Annotated in this window: 15 protein-coding genes; 7 read left to right on the top strand and 8 right to left on the bottom strand. The window is 46.1% G+C overall.

The genetic code is table 11. The features are described 5' to 3' along the window. The first annotated feature begins 1 nt into the window (after position 1). Positions 2 to 2,188, top strand: coding sequence for a bifunctional alpha,alpha-trehalose-phosphate synthase (UDP-forming)/trehalose-phosphatase (locus DOM22_RS11165; protein WP_142700451.1), 2,187 nt, complete (start codon positions 2 to 4; stop codon positions 2,186 to 2,188). Here the strand turns inward: DOM22_RS11165 and DOM22_RS11160 are convergent. Both DOM22_RS11160 and DOM22_RS11155 read right to left on the bottom strand, forming a co-directional pair. After that, positions 2,185 to 2,949, bottom strand: a complete 765-nt coding sequence (locus DOM22_RS11160) for a 4-hydroxy-tetrahydrodipicolinate reductase (RefSeq protein WP_142700450.1) — start codon at positions 2,947 to 2,949, stop codon at positions 2,185 to 2,187. The genes DOM22_RS11165 and DOM22_RS11160 overlap by 4 nt on opposite strands. A 150-nt stretch (positions 2,950 to 3,099) precedes the next feature. Next, positions 3,100 to 4,530: a peptide MFS transporter gene (locus DOM22_RS11155; protein WP_142700449.1), complete on the bottom strand. Its 1,431-nt coding sequence runs from the start codon at positions 4,528 to 4,530 to the stop codon at positions 3,100 to 3,102. A gap of 107 nt (positions 4,531 to 4,637) precedes the next feature. Between DOM22_RS11155 and DOM22_RS11150 the strand changes: the two genes are divergently transcribed. The 4 genes from DOM22_RS11150 (at position 4,638) to DOM22_RS11135 (ending at position 10,104) form a co-directional block, all read left to right on the top strand. Continuing rightward, positions 4,638 to 7,388 (top strand): zinc-dependent metalloprotease, encoded by a 2,751-nt coding sequence (locus tag DOM22_RS11150; protein ID WP_142700448.1) that lies wholly within the window; start codon positions 4,638 to 4,640, stop codon positions 7,386 to 7,388. 186 nt (positions 7,389 to 7,574) lie between these two features. Beyond that, positions 7,575 to 8,225: a hypothetical protein gene (locus DOM22_RS11145; protein WP_142700447.1), complete on the top strand. Its 651-nt coding sequence runs from the start codon at positions 7,575 to 7,577 to the stop codon at positions 8,223 to 8,225. Between the two features lie 46 nt (positions 8,226 to 8,271). After that, positions 8,272 to 9,366, top strand: a complete 1,095-nt coding sequence (locus DOM22_RS11140; RefSeq protein ID WP_142700446.1) for a TIGR04552 family protein — start codon at positions 8,272 to 8,274, stop codon at positions 9,364 to 9,366. A gap of 3 nt (positions 9,367 to 9,369) precedes the next feature. Beyond that, positions 9,370 to 10,104: a 1-acyl-sn-glycerol-3-phosphate acyltransferase gene (locus DOM22_RS11135; RefSeq protein WP_142700445.1), complete on the top strand. Its 735-nt coding sequence runs from the start codon at positions 9,370 to 9,372 to the stop codon at positions 10,102 to 10,104. A 27-nt stretch (positions 10,105 to 10,131) separates the two neighbouring features. On the opposite strand, the gene DOM22_RS11130 is transcribed toward DOM22_RS11135, so the two are convergent. From DOM22_RS11130 to DOM22_RS11110, 5 genes are all read right to left on the bottom strand, one after another. After that, complete coding sequence (locus DOM22_RS11130; protein ID WP_142700444.1) at positions 10,132 to 11,124, bottom strand: phosphatidylserine/phosphatidylglycerophosphate/cardiolipin synthase family protein; 993 nt, start codon at positions 11,122 to 11,124, stop codon at positions 10,132 to 10,134. Positions 11,125 to 11,257: 133 nt separating this feature from the next. After that, on the bottom strand, positions 11,258 to 11,635 hold the full coding sequence (locus tag DOM22_RS11125) for a hypothetical protein (protein ID WP_142700443.1): 378 nt from the start codon (positions 11,633 to 11,635) through the stop codon (positions 11,258 to 11,260). A gap of 83 nt (positions 11,636 to 11,718) precedes the next feature. Next, on the bottom strand, positions 11,719 to 12,468 hold the full coding sequence (locus DOM22_RS11120; protein WP_142700442.1) for a TfoX/Sxy family DNA transformation protein: 750 nt from the start codon (positions 12,466 to 12,468) through the stop codon (positions 11,719 to 11,721). Positions 12,469 to 12,475: 7 nt separating this feature from the next. Next, entirely contained in the window at positions 12,476 to 12,994 is a 519-nt protein-coding gene (locus DOM22_RS11115; RefSeq protein ID WP_142700441.1) for a hypothetical protein, read from the bottom strand. Between the two features lie 132 nt (positions 12,995 to 13,126). Beyond that, positions 13,127 to 13,396, bottom strand: a complete 270-nt coding sequence (locus DOM22_RS11110) for a hypothetical protein (protein WP_142700440.1) — start codon at positions 13,394 to 13,396, stop codon at positions 13,127 to 13,129. A gap of 242 nt (positions 13,397 to 13,638) precedes the next feature. Between DOM22_RS11110 and DOM22_RS11105 the strand changes: the two genes are divergently transcribed. Continuing rightward, positions 13,639 to 15,657, top strand: coding sequence for a response regulator (locus tag DOM22_RS11105; RefSeq protein WP_246845594.1), 2,019 nt, complete (start codon positions 13,639 to 13,641; stop codon positions 15,655 to 15,657). 195 nt (positions 15,658 to 15,852) lie between these two features. Beyond that, complete coding sequence (locus tag DOM22_RS11100; RefSeq protein WP_142700439.1) at positions 15,853 to 16,074, top strand: hypothetical protein; 222 nt, start codon at positions 15,853 to 15,855, stop codon at positions 16,072 to 16,074. 82 nt (positions 16,075 to 16,156) lie between these two features. On the opposite strand, the gene DOM22_RS11095 is transcribed toward DOM22_RS11100, so the two are convergent. Further along, the gene (locus tag DOM22_RS11095) at positions 16,157 to 19,297 is read right to left on the bottom strand and encodes a S8 family serine peptidase (protein WP_142700438.1); all 3,141 of its coding nucleotides are present in this window, start codon (positions 19,295 to 19,297) and stop codon (positions 16,157 to 16,159) included. Positions 19,298 to 19,621 lie beyond the last annotated feature (324 nt).

Below are 19,621 nucleotides of genomic sequence, written 5' to 3'. Positions count from 1 at the left end.
AATGATTAGAAAGCCCCAACGCATCTTTGTGAGCAATCGCTTGCCATACAGCATCAATGAAAATGGTGACCTCAAGCGTGGAAGTGGAGGCCTTGTCTCCGCGTTGATGGGGGTGAGTCGCAGTGAAAGTTTCTCGTGGTTTGGCTTTGAAACGAATGAAGATCACGCCTTAAAAATGCATAACTTAGTTAAAAATACGGAAACAAATGTAAACTGCTATCCGGTGTATTTGGATAAAGATGTTTATGAGAAATATTATAACGGTTTTGCCAATGATATTTTGTGGCCGTTATTTCACTACGAGTCCCACCTCGCCAATTTTAATCGCAGCAATTGGGAGTTCTACCAAGAAGCCAATAAATTGATGGCTCAGCAAATCGCCGAAGTCGCGCAAGCTGGTGACACAGTTTGGATTCATGACTTTCATTTCTTTTTATTGCCTAAGATGCTTCGTGATCTGTGCCCTGAGGTAAAAATTGGATTTTTCCTTCACATTCCATTCCCAAGTGCTGAGCTCTTTAGGCAAATTCCTGTGCGCGAAGAATTGCTCAGTGGCATCTTGGCTTGTGATTTGATTGGCTTCCATGAATATTCTTATTTGCGACAATTCATCGTGGCTTTGAAAATGGTTTTGGGAGTGGATGCCAACTTTATCCAAGCCCAATACGAAGGTCATCGCACGCAGCTGGGAGTTTATCCTATCAGTATCGAGAGTGACGAGTTTCGCGAAAAATCTCAAACCCCAGAAGTCGAAGCTAAAGTTGAGGAATACCGTCGTCAGCACTCCAGTCCTTTCGTTATCGTGGGGATTGATCGCTTGGACTACAGCAAAGGTTTGGAGTTGAAGCTGCGCGGATTGCAACACGCCCTTAGGAAATATCCAGAGCTTCGTGAGCGCGTGTCATTGCTGCAAATTGCAATTCCCACGCGTGAAGATGTTCCTGCTTATATGAGTATCCGCAAAGAAGTTGAGCATCTTGTTGGCTCGATCAACGGAGAGTTCGGAACGCCGTCTCACAATCCGGTTCATTACGTTTACAACTCCGTTCAAGAAACTGAACTGTTGGCATTGTATCGATCAGCCAGTGCGATTCTTGTGACCAGTAAGCGGGATGGGATGAACTTAGTGGCCATGGAATATGTGATGGCGCAAGATCTTAAGACGCCGGGATCATTAATTTTGAGTGAATTTGCCGGAGCGGCGTCGTTACTAAGCGATGCTTTGTTGGTAAATCCATGGGATGTCGATTCCATCGCGGATGCTATTAAAAAGGCTCACGATATGGAATTTGAGGAGCGTCTAGATAGAATTTCGCATCTGCAGGATATTTTGTCTAAGTACTCTTCGACAAAATGGGCTCAAGGATTTATTCATGATTTAGAGAATACAATTCTTACGCCTCGTCGTATTCCAAAACCAATGCCTGTTCGTAAAGAAGATTGGAACAGTGATTTTGCAAAGTTCATCGCCAGTCCTCGGCTTGCAGTACTGTTGGATTATGATGGCACTTTGGTGTCAATTGTGAAGCGGCCCGATCAAGTGGTGTTAATTGAAGAAACTCGAAAGGCACTTTTGGCATTGGCCGAAAAAACAGATCTATTTATTTTAAGTGGCAGAAATCGCGAGTTTCTGGATGGTCAGTTTCAAGGCATGAAAGTAAATTTGGCCGCTGAACACGGAGCCTTCGTAAAGTTAATTGGGGAAGATTGGAAGACGCGTATTTCCTCTGATATTAATTCTTGGTATCCGCACATTGAAAAAATCATGAATGACTACACCGAGAAAGTTCCTCTGTCGTTCGTTGAAAAGAAAAAGGCCAGCTTGGTATGGCATTTTCGTCTCTCTCCTCAGGACTTTGCTGCCTTCCAAAGTAAAAAGATGGATGACGAGTTGCAGTTGGGTATGGCGAATCAGCCCGTCACTGTGAATATTGGTAAAGCGATCGTCGAGGCAAAAGCCATCGAATGCAATAAGGGAAGTTTTCTGCGTTGGTTGCGACAGCAAATGAACTCTGTGCCCTTCCTATGTGTGGGAGATGATCGCACGGATGAAGATATGTTCGAGGCGCTTGGCGGGGCGGGGGTGTCTGTGAAAGTGGGCGACGGTCAAACGCTGGCGCAATACCGCCTGTCGTCCCAAAAGGACGTCACGCAGTGGCTGTGGAGTCTTGTTTCTGCCCTCTCTTAGATTTCCTGTAATCGGTTTTTAAAAGATTGTTGAAGCGCTTGCTCCATCGAATAAAATCCTTGGGGCTGAGACTGGAGCCATTTCGCGGCGAAAATTGCACCGGTTCCAAAAGCAGCGCGATTGATACTTTCGTGGACCAAGCGAATGGTTTGGTATGGTAAGCCAAAAATAACTTCGTGTTTGCCTACGATTCCACCCACACGAATGGAATTTACATGCTCTTGAGGATCTAAATCAAGATGTCGAGCCAACTTGAGGGCTGTTCCAGAGATATCTTTCTTTTGTCTGAAGTGTTCTTCGATCACTTCGATATCTGCGTGAGGAATCATCTGTTTCAGAATTTTGGAAGCCATTATGAGCCAATTAATTCCCAAAGTAATATTGGGAGAATATAAAATGGCCGTTCCTTGACTGGCGGATTTAACCTTTTCAATTTCTTCACTAGAGTAATTTGAAATTGCACTTACGACTTTAATATTAAACGCCGCTATTTTTTCGTAAATCGAAGTTGTGTTGCCAGAAGAAAAATCAATAACCAAATCAACCGGATTCGTCCTTAGAAAGGAGTCATCCATTTCGTCAAAAGAAATAAATGGAGCGAAATCCTCGGTGTATCCCAGAACTCTGCTGGCAAATGGAATGGAGGGATCCGTGCTCCTGCGGCACACCCACTTTAAAGACAAAGAAGGATCGTTGGTTATTTCTTTTGCAACAACAGATCCTGTTCTTCCAAAGCCGAAAAGTCCTATTTTCAAAGGCATAGATTCCCCCTGAAAAAGCGACCCTGCAAATTCCGAACACTATGAAGACTGGCTTCACACCCTTTTTGATTATTTAATTTTATTTATTTACAATAGGGAGACAGCCAAGAGGACGCAATGCGCGCCGCGCACTCTTGGCATGTCAGACAGTTATACAGTCACTTCGGCATGAGCTCCGACGCCAGAGCTGGATTTACCAGTGTGTTTCGGTGCTGGCTCGTCGTCTTCCGCATTCAAAGAGCTCGTCAGAACCTTGTTGCAGATAAAGAACATCACGCCCGGAACAAATCCAAGGGCCGCAAGCAATAGGAAGAAGCTATCTTTAGGCATTTTGTCGTAAAGAGCCCCGATCCAACCAGAAACCGTGTTTCCAAAGAAAGAAGCCAAGAACCAAACACCCATCATCATAGAAACGATCTTCGTTGGAGATACTTTCGTTACCAATGATAGGCCAATCGGAGAAAGATAAAGCTCACCGATAGTCAGCATAAATGTTGAACCCAGCAACCAAAGAGCTGTGCCTTTGCCGTCGCCGATAGATTTTGCACCCATGAACATCACGATCAGTGCCGCAGTTCCCAGGAAGCAACCAATCGCCATTTTCATAGCCGTCGTGTTCTCTTTGCCTTTGCGAGATTGCCATGCCCAAGCACGGTCTAAGATCGGTGCAAATATAAAGATGATAAACGGATTGAAGGATTGGTACCAAGTAGAAGGCATTTCCCAACCAAAGAAATTCCAATCAGTGGATTGATCCGCAAACAACTGCAAAGTATTGCCTTGTTGTTCGTAAACGCCCCAGAAGAAAATCGTGATCGCACACATAAACGTCAACGCCCACGTGCGCTTCCACTCATTTTTCGTCAGTGGTTTTTGCGCTGCTGCTTCAACTTCTTTTACAGAAAGTTTTTGCTCAGATGATGGCAAGTGTTTGCCGCCAAAGTGATAGATCACTAGGCCCGCAAGCATCCCAATACCAGCGGCGCCGAAGCCCCAGTGCCAGCCAACTTTTTGCCCCAAAGTTCCGCAAACCAATGGAGAGAAGAACGCGCCCAAGTTGATGCCCATATAGAAAAGCGTAAAGGCGCCATCGCGGCGCTTGTCGCCCGCAGGGTAAAGCTCGCCCACCTGAGTAGAAATGTTAGGCTTAAAGAATCCGTTGCCCGCGATAATAAACAATAAGGCCAGGAAGAACATGCTTTCCATGGCCATCAAAAAGTGACCGATGGCCATCAAAATCCCGCCGACGTACACCGAACGGCGCTTACCCCAGTAGCGATCTGCGATGATTCCACCAAAAAATGGTGTAAAATACACAAGGCCCATATAGAGGCCGTAGATATGAGAAGACAAAGCCTGCGCTGAAACCGGTCCAAAAAAGTGTTCAATTCCACCTTTCAAAGCTCCGTATCCCCAAACATCTTTTCCTTTGTCAGCCTCAATAAAAAGGTATTGAGCCATATAAAGCACTAGAAGCGCTCTCATCCCGTAAAACGAGAATCGTTCCCACATTTCCGTGAAGAAAAGCGTGAACAAGGCGCGGGGATGTCCAAAAAATGTTTTCTCTGCTGTTTGAGCCATAAGCCTCTCTGTACAAAAGGTTGACGATTGCTACTTTTTTCTAAGGTGCCTTTTGATCTTGGCCTTTTTTTGAGATAAAGACACCTGAAAAATGGAGGGGCTTTATAATGTCCTTTTCTAAAAACATTTCTGTCTTCGGCGCACTGCTTTCAATCATCTTTGTAACCGGTTGTACAAACGGGTTCGAAGTGAGCCCTCTGATAGAGAAAAAGCAAGCTCCGAAGCAAATCGTGGACTCCTTCTCCATCCCTGGAACGCAATCCGCGGAGATCGCGGCCCAGTGCGAAAAAGCGACGTGCTTAACGATCAATAAATCTTCCTTGGGTAAAATCTTTTTGTTGATCGCTTCAGGCAAAACGGGGGGCTCAACTCCGCAGTGGTATGATTTGAAGCCGCAAGTGGTGAGCTTTGAAAAATCCGGCAGCCGCTTGGCCTTGCTTGGCCAAAACTATAATAGCATTTACGACGAGCTTAAAACGGAAAGTCTGGTGCAAACATTCCGCATCGTGGGTGAGGACACAGAGACAATCACTTTTGATTGGGGTCGTGGACTCAAAACTCTGATCGCGCAGAATGCTTATGATATCGATTCCGGCCCGGGTTTGAATGAGGCTCTGACAGAGTCTTCTTTGCCATCTATTTCGGTTTTGGATTCGTACACGCGTAACATCAAAATCACTAATAACAGCATCGAGCTTGAACAGGTTTCTAAGATCCAATCTCTTCAAGGCAAGGGTGCGGGTGCCAATAAAATCGCCATTGAAAGCGTTGAAGAAACTTTGGATATGAATATCCAGATCCGCGCCTACCGTTTGCAATCTAAATTTAAACCTAAAGTTGCCGATGCGTCTCGCACGGTCGGGTTCTTTGTGACTCGCGTGGCGAAAGCAGCGATGAGCAAAGATGTTACTAAATATATCGCTAAATGGGATATCTCTGACGATCGCGAACCGATCACAGTGCGCATCTCTGCAGCAGTTCCTGAAGACTATGTGCAAGCCGTGAAAGAAGGCGCCCTTTACTGGAATAAAGTATTTGGTAAAGACGTCGTCGCTGTTGAAACCGGCGTTGATCCGCAAGCTCCACCTAAAGATCACACCATCATGGTGCGCTGGGTGACATGGCTTGATGCTGGTGCCGCGTATGCGATCAGTCAGTCTGATCCATTGACGGGGGAGTTGTTGCGCGCGCAGGTGTTCATGCCTTCCGTATTTACGAAAGTGGGCTCTGCTGACCTGGTATTGCTAAACGGTGGTTCACCGGTGGCGACGGGTGCTATGGCTTGCGATTTCAGCGAGACAATTAAAGAATTGCAGAAGCTGACTCGTGAAGCTTCGGATTCCCAAAGACTGCGCTTGGGGCAAGACAGCGTTCGCGCGACTGTTGCGCATGAGCTGGGGCATGCTTTGGGGCTTCGCCATAATTTCGCAGGATCGTTTTCTGCGAAAGCGACAACGAAAGAAATCTATGATTCCGCAAAAACGTATTTGAAAAACCCGAATCATCCGGGACTTGAAACAACAACAAGTATCATGGACTACGTGAGCGGTATTGATAACGTGTTAAGTGCTGCCTACATCAAACACGCGCCTCTTTCTTATGACAAGATGGCGATGGACTGGGCTTATTCTGATGATGACAAAGCTCTGGATACTAAAATCTCTCAGTTCTGTACGGACGAAGATATCTCGTTGGCGAACAGCCAAAAGATGTCGATCTATGGTTGTGAGCGTTTCGATAACGGGAACAATCCATTGCTAAGAAAGTATTTGGATGGCCGTGACGAAAAAACAGGCTTGGTAAACGTTCTGTTCGCTTCCATCATTGGTCGCATGTACCCGGGCGATCAGCCAGATGTGGTGAATAATCTGGATAACGTTCTTAAAGACACTTACAAATGGGGCACAGCTGCGATCGACTATGGATTCGTGGGCGACGCTTTGTTTGATATTTCCCAAGTCGTAGGCGCGGGATCTGCGAAAGTTCCTGCGCTGGTATCATTGGATGCTGTGAAAGGCGGAAATATCCTAACGGCGCGTACGGGCCAAGATTCATCATTTGCAGAGTTGCGTTTAGCTCACTTGGCAGAGACAGCTAAATACCTTCAAGGTCTTGATGGCATCTCTGATAAAGTCGGGGGCTATGCGGCGATGTTGAATGGTTTCTTGCGCAACCCTCAAGGGCAGATCGATATCGATTGGTTCGAAAAAGAAGTCGCAGCTTTGAAAGAAAGCGGCACTCTGGCGAAAGGTAAAACTTTGGCGGGCCGTGAGTATTCTTTAACGGAAGAACAACAAGGCAAAGTTCTTAAGTTCTATCAGGATATCACAGCCGCAAATAAGAAAATCATCTTCTCGGCTGTTCGTGATTTGTTGCCCATGATTCAAGGCCAGGTCAAAGGTGACGATGGCACTGTAAAAGTGATGAATAAGATCCTGCCAATCGACGTGGTCAAGCAAGCTGACGCCGATATGTTGGGGAATATCGCTTTGGATCTGGTTTTGGTCAGCAAAGAGTCTTTGGATGTTCAAGTGGGCGATGGTGGAGCTAACAAAGCTCAGCTGCCTATTCCATTCTTGACCGCCAAAGAACGTGTGTCTTTGCTTTCCATCCTTTCATCTCAAGGCGTAACCTTTGCGATGGATACAAAGCGTGCTCAGGTCCAAGCGGCCTTGGCGGCGACAATTAATGAGTTCTTGCACAAAGTCGATCCGACTTTGAATATCGAGACTTTGACGACGGCAGAGCAAGCCGATCTCGCAGGTAAACTGCTTAAGGCGGGTTCGGTGGATGCAACAGGAGCGAACTGGATTGCCGCTCAAGTAAAAGTCCTCCAAGCTATTGAAGCAGTAAAATAGCTTTCTATGAATATAAGAGTCAGGGGTCCCATCCGGAGGCCCTGACCTAAAAGTAATCATCTGCTTCCCGAAATTGTCAGTCACCGTGGTGCTGTCTCACTCTGAGACGCAAAATCTCTTCCATCTCGAATATAAGTAGGGCCCGGTTGGTCCAATGCTTGCCTCTTGTCTGTGCAGGAGGCTTTTATGAAATCGTCAATCTTTACCAAACTTGCTCTGGGTGCTGTGATGGCTTTGTCCATGGGACTTGCTGCCTGCGCAAAGAAAGGCGAATCCTCCGTTCGTGTTGCCGGTCGTGGCGGTGAGGTTACTACCAACTCCACTTGTACAACGGGTGCATCAGCCATCGGTCGTATCTACGATAAATCCAGCACAGCGAATTCTTTTGAAAGCAAAGTTAAAATCTTCGTATCGACAACTCTTCCAGGCACGAGCTTCGGTAATATCGATGCTACGGGCAGCCAAGCTAACGGTGTGTTTGTAACAATGAACTTAAGATTCGATGCTTCTGGACAGATCGATAAAACGTCATCCAAAGTGTTGGTTCAAATCAGAGACTCTTTGGTGGGAACTAAAGACGGCGAGACTGGTAAAGAAATTCCACCTTATGAAGTACAATTCACAACGGCTTACGCTGGTTCTGTTAATAAAGCTAACAAGACTTTCACTGTAACTTTCCAAGACAGCCTCGGTTGGATCGCCTTCACAGGTTCTTACGATGCGACAAACGCATTTGGTACGGTGTACTTCCAAAACTACTCTTCTGTGGATAATAGCCCATTGACTCAACAAACAATGGGGTCATTCTGGGTTCCTTCCTGTGGCCTCTTTAACTAGGGCGCCGCGTCTTGCCTGAGCCTCTATCCCCAATAAGATAGAGGCAATGCCTCAACGTTTTTTATTCGATTCTTCCATACTGGGCTCAGTTGTTGGCGGTGGTTCCGCGATCGATATCCCTAAACTTAATATCCAATCTTTGGATGAAGCTTCTGCGTTCCTGCTAAGCTATGGGTTTGATACAAATCAAAAAAACGACGTCGAAAAACTTTGGTACTACCATCGCCGCGCCCTTGTGTTGATGGTCGAAAAGCTAGGTTTTAACGACGCTGATATCCCAGAGCTTTTCTTAGACCCTAAAAAGCTTGGCGATATCCGCCAGTTGTTGCTGTACGCAAGCTCCAGTGATCCAGATCAAGTAAATCTCCAACGGTGGGCCTGTGCGATCCTGCGTGGTATTCATGTTTTCGTTCATGCTGAGAATGATCTTTTCAGCTCGTTCTCTGAAGAAATTCAGTCGCAAATTTTAACTCCATTTCAGGACACGATTTTTCATGATGGTAACACCCATCGCACGTTTTTAAGATGCAACGGTGAAAACCAAGAATCTATCGAGCTCTTGGGTTTTGAAGTAAAACCGTTTAAAACGTCTGCCAGCACAGTGATTAAGCTTTTAGCTAAACCCGATGCCTTGGCGATGAAGATCTTTGATAAACTGGGTGTGCGCTTTGTGACCCGCAATCTGTTTGATACGTTCCAGGTCGTGCGCTTCCTGGTACGTGAAAATGTGATCAGTTTCCCGCATATTATGCCGGATCAAAGCTCGAACAATCTTTATCCCGTGGACTTGTTCATGCAGGTTTGCACGGAACTTGCTCAGCGACTGGACACCATGGATGAAAAAACCATTCAGGCAGCTTTTGATCAAAAACTCTCCGAGATGGGAGAGAACGTGAAGTTCCTGCGTAAGGAAAACTTCTTCTCAGGCGAAGATTATAAATTTATTAAATTTATCTCTCGTAAACTGATTCATATCAAACCTCAAGGGAGCAAAGAAGCTTTCAGTTTCTTTTATCCTTATGAAGTGCAAATCATGGATCAATCCGCACACGAAAAAATTCTGTCAGGTCCTTCGGAGCATGAAGCCTATAAAGAGCGCCAACGTGTAGCCGCTCGTAAACGTCTATTCCCTGAAAGTTAAGTCATGTTTCTAAAGCTTCTTTCTTATCCACGCTCTCTTTTGGCGACAGTAATGTTGCCAATTATCACAGTAATTGCTTCCGCAGCGATGATCCTGGTGACTTTTATTTATCCGAACCGTTGGCTGGAAGATCAGATTGTCTATGCGTGGACCCGTACGACATGTTGGATGTTCGGTGTAAAAGTCATTGTCAAAGGTTGGGAGAACGTTCCCAAAGGTGGCTACCTTTACGTTTTTAATCACACCAGTTTTTTTGATATCTTTGCGATGTCAGGCTACTTAGGAAGCTTCCGTTTTGGCGCCAAGATTGAACTCTTCAATATCCCTGTCTTTGGGTGGGGAATGAGACGGGCTGGGATTTTGCCTATCGCTCGCAATCGCCGCGAAGAAGTTTTCAAAGTTTATAAAGAGGCCGAAAAAAGAATCGCCAACGGCGAAAGATTTGCACTCGCGCCCGAAGGCACACGCCAACATCAAGAAACTCTGGGCTCTTTTAAATCCGGTCCTTTTATTTTTGCAATCAACGCCAAAGCGCCGATTGTTCCTGTCGTAGTCAAAGGAGCCGCAGCGATTATGCCAAAAGGAAACTGGGTTCCGAATTGGGGAGTATGGACTCGTACGATCACGCTGGAAGTATTGCCACCCGTTGATACTAGCATTTACACCATCGAACAGCGTCCTGTGTTGCAAGAACATGTTCGCAATTTGATGCTCCCGCATTTTCCAGGCGCAAAATAATTTCCACCCACCCGAAGCACCTAATCCTCAAAGATGATCTTCAGCACCAATTGGTGGAATGCCATCTGCTGTTCTTGGGGATCGTAGTATTGTGCCATCGATTGTTTTTATCAGATGCTTAGTTAGTTTTTTAGCGAGCATGGGGTCTTTTAAATGAATATACAGCTGAGGATGAATCTTCACATCTTCGTGAAGCCAGTTGCCGGTTCCCAATAAAACTTCTTTATTATCCATCACAATGAATTTCGAGTGAGTGAATAAAGAGCCTGGACCAAAATGAAGTCCCTTAATGCCAGCGGCAAGCATTCTATCAGCGGTACCACGGGTGCGCCTGACGTAACTTAAGGCAAAGGCGCCATGATGATGCACTAATCCGGTGATCTTAACCTTGCGTTTGTGAGCGCGTATAAAGGCCTTTTCGATCTCGGTGATATGAAAGAAATAAATCGAAAACGAAAGCGACACCTGCGCGCGATCAATCATATCGATCAAGACGTCTTTAAATCCGCCATCGGCAATCATCGGCGGCGGCAAAGTGATACCGCCATGATCACCACCTTTCCAATGAAATTCAAAATACTTCATAAACCCAACAATGGCCCTTGTGTCGGTGATCAGCAAATTGGTCTCATGGTTCTTCAGGATGGACTGTTGAGTCAGATTTGTTGAGCCAAACAACAACCACTTTTTATCAATGCAAAATCCTTTGGCGTGAGTCGCGCCATATACCACCTCAATACCGTGATTTTCTAAATACTTTGCCGTCACTTGGTTGCGCGAAGCTGTTTCGCGATAGCCTTCGATATAAAGTCGAATGCGAATCTTTCGTTTCTTGGCTTTTTTGATTTCAATCAGTTTCTGGGCAATTTCAAAAGGCGCGGTCTTGATGTTGATTTTCCCCGCAGCGCTGCCAATGGCAAAGGAGTATTCAAGAATATCAATGCTCTTTTGGGCCTGATCTAAAAGCTTAAGCAGGACGGGCAGATATTCAGAATCAGCAACAATTTGTGGTGAAGTCATAGAAGCTTATTCTATGGCGAGCCGAATCTGCATGAAAGGGGAGGGGTCTTGGGAATGTCATCAATCAGAAATAAAAAAAGCGCGATCCGAAGATCTGCGCCTTTTTTTCATTCGTTATGAATAACGAAGAGGACTACTCTTTAGAAACTACGCAAGTACCTTCAACAGTGTGCTTGTTAACCAAAAGAGTTTGTTGGTAAGAACCTTTTTCGCCACGAACAGATTTGAACGCAACAGAGTCTTTACCAGAAGTCGCCCAGAACTCGATCACTTCAAGTTCGTCGAATTTGTAGTAAGAACCCGCTGGGTAGAAAATGTAAGAGCCAGAAGCTGGAGCTTTAAAATCTACTCCGGCACCAGAAGCATCAACAGTTCCAGTGACAGTTCTGCCTTCAACATTTAGTTGAGCAGAGATAACGGCGTCACCAGCAGTGCAGTGAACGTCCATTTGAGAAGCTTGTGCAGCTGTTGCAGACAATGCGATCAAAGAAGCGATAACAACGGATTTCATAATCTAACCTTTCACTTTAACAGTGTCGTGATGACGCAACGACTATGCTCCCGATTCGGAAAACGAGTCAAGATCAAAACAGGTTACGATTTTAAGCGATCTCGCAGGGTTTTCATGTAAGCACGGACCTCTGCTTTTTGCTGCTCTGACATTCCACCAAAATCTTTGTTCTCGAGCGCTGTGATAATAGTGTAGGCGTACATGGAATGATTGGTCTTAGGATGAACTTTGACCAGTTTCACCATGGTCTTCTGCCAGCCCAATTTCTGCATTTGCTGCGGCGTCTTAATTCCGGCGTCATGCAGCAATCCTTCAAGGACCGGGCCGATGTTCTTAAGGTCCGTAAGTTTTTTGGCCTTTTGCAGCACAGCTACAGGGTCATCGTCAGAAAACATGCGCGGGCGGCGCGTATCTATTTTCTCGGTGATGACTTCTTTAGCAGCAGTCGCTTTGCGACCCTTGGTTTTGCCTTGAGCCGATTTAGTTTTTTCTTTGGGAATACTGCCCCAAATGCTGTTCGGGCGTAAAGCCACGCGTAAAATATCGGAAACCCATTCGTCGAAACCTTCGGTTTCAATCGGCAGGTAAAGCCATTTAGGTAAAACAGGATGGGGATTTAAAATCGGGAATTTCTCTAAAGCTTTATTTTGAAACTCACGCTCAACCGGAAACATGCAGCCGTTCCAATTGGATTTGTGACCGGCTTCAAAAGTGATCAGAATGATTTTCTCATCCAGATAATATGCGAAACCGCCGAACATGGATTTTCGTCGATAGCCCTCCTCCGGGAGAAGGTTTTCAATCCATTTTAGTTCCAGTGGTTCCTTAGCCATACGGTTATTATTTCTTACGAATGCGCTTGAAAGCAAGAAGCACAGAATCAGAATTTTCCCCGCAAGCTTCTTTTAAGCTCGTCGTTGGAAATTTAACCGTGATGTGCTCGTGAAGAACGACGTATTCAAGTTTCTTAAGCAACTGATCCACTTTGTTTTTACCTGGTTCGCAGCTTTTATCTCCCTGCAGATCGAAGGCTTTTGATTCTGTCGCTGTGATGACTTTTGTATTTTTATCGATCTCATACAAAGCGCTGTAACGGCAGTCGGTTTCGTCTTCTTTGTATTCAGCTGTCAGGATCGCATTGTCCAGAAAAATACTGACATTCAAATCTTCGAAAGAAAGTTTCAAGTCTTTCACTTCATCAGGGATAGTGATCGCTTTTTCTTTCGAAGATTTGCAAACGTATTTATCGAATTCAGAATAATAGTGTTTGTATTCAAGAATCAGATCGCCATCCACGGGGTGAGCGGAAGCTGCGAATGATAGCGCCATTGTGATAACGGCAGCGGAAAGTTTCAACATAGGGACTCCTATTTCAGAAGTCCCTGTTCTAGCAGAAACAGGCTTCCATCGATACTTTCATTCCACTGTTCGGTAAGAATGAAAATCAATCGATGGAGGGCTCTGTTCAGAGTTTATACACTCATGAAATTATTATTGAGAATCCGCTGGAGCACGATAGCCGGGCTCACGATATTGTGGCTCGTTGATGCGTTCTTCGATGTAGATTCTTTCTGTTCTTGGTTGACGCTCGCGCATGTATTCCGCGGCACTGGCTTGGCGGGCGCGACGGGCTTCGTTCGTTGTATCTAGTTTTGAAGGGCTGGAATTTCTGTCTTGCGTGATTGTTTCAAGCAAAGATCTTTCGGCCTGGGCAAAACTGAACGACATCATTGTAAGTGCGAAGAGAATAAGCTTTTTCATGACTTCCTCCTAAAGACTATGCCCTCATGTTTCTCCCGAAGACTGATTTCCACCAGTCCTGATTTGAAAAGATCGCCAATAATCAAAACGTATAGCGCAACGCATACGAAGGCGGGTGCAGCTAAAATGCAGTTAAACCGATTGTTGTATTGCGAGTGTGTAACGTATCTAACAAGAGTCGAATATCGCTTGAAGTGAGTCCATCGTATTCGTACAAGTTTACTTCTGAGGAAAATTGGAACGTGTTTAATTTCTGGAAGAATCTATCTGTCGTTAAAAAGCTTTACATAGTCGTTGGCGGAATGGCTTTGTTGATTGCCATAGAGTTGGGAACCTTGGTCTTTGCTCTTTCGACGTTGTCTTCAGTTCGTGCGTTCGTGGGTGGTGAAGGACTCTGGTCCAAGGCTCAAAAAAATGCGATTCACTCCCTGTCTTCTTATATTTTCACCAAAGAGCAGCATTATTACGACGCCTTTCATGAGCATATGAAAATCCCCATGGGCGATCGCCGTGCGCGCTTAGAATTAATGAAGCACGAGCCCGATATGTCCTCAGTCTATGCAGGATTTATTCAAGGGGGAGTTCACCCTGACGATATTCCCGGTGTGATTGTCATGCTTAGTCGCTTCGGTGAAGTTTCCTACATCAAACGCGCCGTCGCGGCTTGGACGGAAGCTGATGGATTGTTAAACGTTTTAATTGAAAAATCTGAAGAACTGCGCGAACTCTTTGCTCGACCCAACGCGGACTCCAATGAGGTGAAACGCATTCTGGCCGAGATTAATGTCATCAACAGCAAGCTCACTGTCTTAGAAACACAATTCTCAAATGTTCTTGGGGAAGGCTCGCGTTGGCTGGAACATCTTTTGATGATGCTCCTGGTCTTCGCGGTGGTTACAATCGAAGGAACCGGACTATTCTTAACATTCTCTTTTGCCAAGAATCTGAATCGCAGTTTGCTGGAGTTGAATGCAGCGACCCGTGAGATCGGGCAGGGGAATCTGGGAATCACAGTCCCCGTGCACTCCGCTGATGAGTTAGGGGAACTTGCACGTTCGATTAATAAAATGAGTCACGATCTGGATGTGAACATCTCCCAGCGCTTACTAGCGGAAAATGCGAATCAGGTCAAAACGCTGTTCCTGGCGAATATGAGTCACGAAATACGCACGCCTTTGGGAGTTATCCTTGGCATGACTGAAATTCTTAAAGATCCGCAGGTCAGCGAAGGGCAAAAGCGCAAGTACCTCGACGTGATCGAAAGTACGGGGCAAAATCTTGCGCGTTTGATCAATGATATTTTGGATATCACCAAAGTGGAATCGGGTCACATCGAAGTGGAATTTGAAGGTGTGAAGCTGGATTCCCTGATGGAAGAGATCGAAAGCATGATGCATCTGAAGGCCTCCAAGTCGGGGCTTACTTTATCCTTTCATATGGATTCAGCACTGCGGGGAATGGAAATTGCCACCGATCGCAACCGCCTAAAGCAGATCCTGGTGAATCTGATTAATAATGCTTTGAAATTTACCAATGACGGCGAAGTGCGTGTCGATTTAGAACGCAGTGGCGGCGATATTTATTTTGAAGTCGCTGATTCCGGAATTGGAATTCCGGAGGCGATGCAAAGCAGTCTGTTTCAAAATTTCTTTCAAGTGGATACTTCGAGCACCCGCAAGTACGAAGGCACGGGGCTCGGGCTGGTGCTCTCTCGTAAACTTGCTCGCTCCTTAGGTGGGGATGTTGTCCTTAAGAGAAGTGCTTTAGGGCAGGGTTCTGTATTTAGACTTACCATCCCTCAGCATGAAATCAGTCGCGGGACTATTTCCGAGCCGGTCAAAGTTTCAGAAGAAGCCAAAGCGGAACTGAAAGGCTCAAAAGTTTTGATCGTCGACGACTCCGAAGATAATCAGGCATTGATTCAGCATTACCTTAAAAAATATCACGTTCTTTGTGAAGCCGCGATGGACGGTGTGGAAGCTTGTGAGCTTGCCGAAAATACTCTTTATGATGTGATATTGATGGATATGCAAATGCCCCGCATGGATGGCTATACAGCAACACGTAAGCTGCGCGAGCGCGGTTATGAGCGGCCGATTGTGGCACTCACTGCGCACGCGATGAAGGAAGATCGGGAACGCTGTCTGGGGGTGGGCTGCAATGACTATCTGACGAAGCCCATTGTCTCTGAACAATTGTATGCGACGCTTTTGGAGCTGACTCGCAAGGGTGACAGAAACTCTTCGGTGAGAAGAAAATAAAGCCCCCTAATTAGCCGATAAGTAATCAATAAATACACTAGTATTTCTGCTCCAGTGTCTGACATTTATTGTTCAGTTGTGCCCCAATTCAACATTTCATCACCTTTGGGTCCAATTTAACACCGGCTCCTTATGGTCGGTTCTTTGCATTCCGATAAGGTGGTATCATTATTTCAGATCGTTAGGAGTACAAAGATGAAAAACACACTTAAAATCCTCACAACATTGATCGCGATGAACTTCCTAGCAGCGTGTGCAACATCTTCTGAAAACCACGCAGCTCAAGATACGGCTGTGGTTTGGGAAGTAACTGAGACACCATTTTTGCGCGCGGTGAAAAAGAACATGAGCGGCGAAAAAGCTCAAGACGTGACATCGCAATCACCAGTAAAAAACAAAGAGACAAAGACTCGTTAGTCCTTGTCTCAATTTAAGACGCCTGAATTCTATTTCAATTCAGGCGAAAAAAAAGCGGGTTCTAAGACCCGCTTTTTTATTTTTATTTACCGTCGTATTTCGGTTTGATCGTCTGTGACTGCGCATCTTCAATCAGCGCATCACGCACGGATTTGTTTTGCGGAGTATAGATCACCACATCTGAAGTGCTGTAACCCTTTTTAAGACGCACTGTCGTTTCAGAATGGCCGGCCAGCTCGATGGACTCAGGCATCTCTGTTACTGCTTGTCCTAGCTCGCCTAATGAGATTTTAGACCAAGTCTTTTCATTACCCAGATAGTCGTCGTATTCGACAGAGCTATAGTCGTTATGAGAAGTGGAAACCTTGATGTTCAATTCACCCGTCGGAGCGACTGCCAGCAGTGATGCATCCGCAGTGATAATTGCCAAAGTAGAGTTGTCGAAAGTATCCATGGGCAAAGCATCAATCAGGGCCGGACCATAGTTTTCCGCAACTGGTTTTCCGGAAGCAATGGAGTCTTCATAGGTTTTACGAATTGCACGAGCTTGGTTTGCATCCAGCAACATGCTGACGAATTTCTCAACTGGATAGCCGGGCAAGTCAGAGCCCACCACGCCAGACAATTCCTGGTCGGCGATACCATCACCATTGGAATCGATTTGCACATTCACTTCACAGCGGTGCCATGTCGTCATGCCCTCGTACAGTTTCAAAGCGACTTGCAGGTATCGTTTGCCTTCCGCGGAAACCACACGGTATCCCGCAGATTGCAGGTCACAGTTTTTGTTGTGCGTAAGATCTGGTTTCGTATCTAATTTACGGCCGTCCTTACCAAGTAACGTAAAGACATAGGCATTGCCTTTGTTGGCGCTCTTATTCACTAGTTTCAAATCCGCCGCACTACCCGCGGCATCTTCTTTAGATGAAGAAAGCACTGTCAGAGAGGTCGCTTCAATTCTTGAAATTTGACGTGCCACCACCAAGGCAGGCAGCTGCAATACAGATTTATCACCTTGAGTAAGATCCAAGAAACCATCCAACTCGTCGTTAGCAGATTTCATCAAGGGGCCCACCACTTTGGCAGTTACCGTAATTGTTTTAGTCTGACCTGGTTCCAGAGTCACAGTCGGTACGGAAACTTGAAGCGCCTCAGAGCCTCTCCATTTCGGAGTCAATGTGACTGTATCAGAAGAGATGTTTTTCAGAGTCACATTCAACGACAACGTTTTTGAGTTTTCAATATCCGTCAAACCAAAAGACAAAGTCGCAGGTTCGCTTGTGACTTGCGCTTTCAAGCTTTCAGCTATTTGCACGCGGCCCGCACCTTGACGGCTGACGGGATAAGTTTTTTGATCCTTGTCGGAAATCACCTTACCATGAGCTAAAAGCACCGATTTTAATTCCGGAACAGAAAGAGTTGGGAATTTTTGTTTCAAAAGTCCCATCACGCCCGCGATATGAGGGCCTGCCATGGAAGTACCAGACATGCTGGCACCTTTATCGCCAGTTCCACGAGCAGCAGAAATAATATTTGTACCTGGAGCCGCGATCTCGGGCTTAATCATGCCGTCTTCAGAACGGGGACCACGAGACGAGAACGGAGAAATAGTATCTGCCATCCAAGGTTTTTCAATTTTAGCTGGAGACTTTAAATTCGCAGTGACCACACCTTGCGACAACAAAGCTTTAATCTTTTGACCAGCATCTTGTTTGATCATAATCGCGGGAATTTCAAATTTTATATCGCCAGCCATTACGTTCGTGTCACCAGGAGCGTTGTTCGCAACCACGACACCGATCGCACCCGCATCTTGGGCGCGTTTGATTTTATCCGAGAAAGAAACCACGCCACGATCGATCAAAGCGATTTTACCTTTGATGTGTGCGGCTTGTTCTGCATCGAAGTCTTTGTCAGCAAGGCCCACAAAGATAAGATCAGCTTTTGCTTCTGAAATCTCTTCCAGACGTTTTGAAGATTGGGCTTCTGTGAACTCTGCCAAAACCTTTTGCTCGCCTAAAGCGAATTCTGCACCCGGAGCAGACACATTGTGAGTCATGTTATCAATGCTGGATGCAACCGAGATCGCATCATCGGAGATACCAGGAGCGCCCACGATAAAGGCCGCATCACCAGAGTTACCACCGGATGCCACAACCACCGTACCACCGCGAACCAGATTCTTGATCGCATGGTTGTACATGATATGCGGGTTACCATAGTTAGAACCCAAAGAAAGATTCACGACATCCAATTGTTTTTCAAAGCTTAGATCACCCGTTGGGTCGGCAGCATATTCCAACGCCGCGATAACCACTTCGTCGCTTGTTCCGCCTTTAGCACCAAATACTTTGATCGCGTATAGATCAGCATCAGGAGCCACACCGTCATAAGTGTTCACGCCGTCGCCAAGACCCGCAACTGTACCCGCTACGTGAGTACCGTGAGTGGCCTCATCCAACGGATTTGGATCCGGAACGGGAATACGTGCTTTTAGGTTTGGAGAGCTCGGAGAATATTCAGTACCAACCAGGTCAATACCACCCACAACTTTGTTATTCGGGAAGGCAGACGTTGTTGAGGAAGGGTTGATTGCTTTGTAAGCGTCAGGGGAGCCGATACCACCTAACATCTTATGAGTGTAGTCGATACCTGTATCGATCACACCAATGCGCATACCTTGGCCACGGATATTTTGCGCATAGGCGGCTTCGGCACCGATGAATTTCACAGAAGTTTTATCGCCTACCATGCCAGTTTTATTGAATTCGTCTTCCTCGTCATTCAAACGAGCAAACTGGCCGGGTTTTTCAGACAAAGTCACATTCGGAATATTTTTGATGCTTTTGATAGCGTCAGCGGGTGCCCAAACGACCAAGCCATTTAAAACCAGGCGGTAGCGAATCAAAACACGAATGTCTTTAGAGATTTTAGCTAGATCCGCGATCGTTTGTTCTTGTTCAGCTGCGATAGCTTCAACCTGTTGCGCGTTGATTTGCGGTTTACCGTTCTTCATTTTCGCCGTTTCCAAAAGAGCTGGCGTGGAAAGTTTAATGATGAAGATTTCGGGTTCTTCAACTGAAGGACGGGTGCTGTAAAGACCGTCTAAAAGAGCGGATTTAAAGATCGGGGCATCTGGTTGAGTGGGGCCGCAACCCCCTAAAACCAGAAGTGAAATAAGGAGAGTTGAAAAATATTTCTGCTCTGTCTTTAAGTTAATCATCTTCAATTCTCCCAACAAACGTTCAAGTGCCATAAAGACACCGTTATCCCAAGAAATAGTATTTCCGTTCTGGGGTAATCCAATAATCGTGCCGGGGAATTGCTTCCTTTTTGGCTCTAGTTCGGAATGCTAAGAGGGTTTGAACCCGCCACCCGCATCTGCCCTGGTCCCATCGTTCCGTGCCTGCCTCTTCGCGACACGCCATCCGGGCTCGGCCGTGGCCCGCCTTTGGCGGGTGCGCGCCATCGTGGCGCCCACGGAGGTCGCTTCGTGGCAGGCACGGCCCGCTGTGCCCAGGTCAGCTGCGGGTGGCGGGTTCAAATC

It is taken from the genome of Bdellovibrio sp. ZAP7 (assembly GCF_006874645.1).
GTDB lineage: Bacteria > Bdellovibrionota > Bdellovibrionia > Bdellovibrionales > Bdellovibrionaceae > Bdellovibrio.
This window is presented reverse-complemented; position numbering and strand designations above follow the sequence as displayed.